At 66.7% G+C, this 1,049-nt stretch carries 2 protein-coding genes and 1 pseudogene; all 3 read left to right on the top strand.

Going from position 1 to position 1,049, the window contains the following annotated elements; genetic code table 11:
- Positions 1-506 (top strand): annotated as a pseudogene (locus ACLML9_RS28835) (hypothetical protein); the annotation flags it as partial.
- A 39-nt stretch (positions 507-545) separates the two neighbouring features.
- Entirely contained in the window at positions 546-728 is a 183-nt protein-coding gene (locus tag ACLML9_RS28830) for a hypothetical protein (RefSeq protein WP_357415957.1), read from the top strand.
- Positions 725-886 carry a hypothetical protein gene (locus tag ACLML9_RS28825; RefSeq protein ID WP_411948441.1) on the top strand — a complete coding sequence of 54 codons (162 nt, stop codon included), beginning with the start codon at positions 725-727 and terminating at the stop codon, positions 884-886. The genes ACLML9_RS28830 and ACLML9_RS28825 overlap by 4 nt, the downstream gene beginning before the upstream one ends.
- Positions 887-1,049 lie beyond the last annotated feature (163 nt).

Here is a 1,049-nt window from a genome sequence, read left to right as displayed (position 1 = left end):
TCACGCCGAGTATCGACGAACCGCTGAAGGTCATCATCATCGACGAATACGCGGCCCTGTCGGCGTTCGCCACCCGCGAGCAGGTCAACGAAGGGCTGCGGCTGCTCGGCCTGATCCTGACCCAGGGTCGCGCGGTCGGCTACAGCGTGATCGTCGCGTTGCAGGACCCGTCCAAGGAGAACATGCCCAACCGGCAGTTGTTCTCGGTCCGTATCGGCCTGCGTTTCGACGAACCGACACAGACGACCATGGTTCATGGCCAGAGCGCCAAGGACCGCGGTGCGCGCTGCCACGAGATCCCCGACACCACTCCCGGTGTCGCCTACGTCGGCCAGGACGGCTCGAACGAGTTCCGGCGGGTCCGTGCCTTCTGGGTGTCTGACGACGACATCGACCGAATCGTCGACGCCTATTCCCCGGCTCAGCCGGACCTGTCCCCGAAAGCCGACTACTCCGGCTTCGACCCTGACGACCTGGGCGACGAGTCCGGTCCTCTCGCGGCATGACCCGCGGCCAATCCACCAACTGTGAACGGAGTAAAACCCATGGCCCGCAACACGATCCCCGCCGATGTGATCGACCTGTCCGCCCGCCGCCGCTGCGCCCTGGAACGCGCCGGACACGACCCGGTTTCGGTCGCGGTGGGCATGTTCGCCGATACCGGACAGCTGCCCGGGTGGGACTTCACCACCTACCACGACGACGACGGTTCCGGGTGGGCGGCATGACCAGCACTCCGGCCACCAATGAGCCGAGCGAACGCCCCCGCCTCGTCGTGCAGGCCACCGACCACACACCCCGCAAACAGTCCCGCCGGGCCCGCAAGAACCTGAACGAACCGTGCCCCGGCCAACTCGATCTCTTCGACCTGGAGAACCCGACATGAACACCACCACCCTGACCACCGGCAGCACTACAGCCACGGTCACCACCGGCTCCCAGCGTCGGCGTGACCCGTTCGACCTGCTCGGCCTCGCGATCCTGAACACCGGCTGGTACTCGATCATCGGTGCCGGGGTCGCGGTCCACTGGGCACTCCTGTTCCCGCC

It is taken from the genome of Nocardia sp. NPDC002869 (assembly GCF_046764065.1).
GTDB classification, from domain to species: domain Bacteria; phylum Actinomycetota; class Actinomycetes; order Mycobacteriales; family Mycobacteriaceae; genus Nocardia; species Nocardia rhamnosiphila.
Note: the sequence above shows the minus strand (reverse complement) of the source record. Positions and strands in the feature narration are given on the sequence as shown.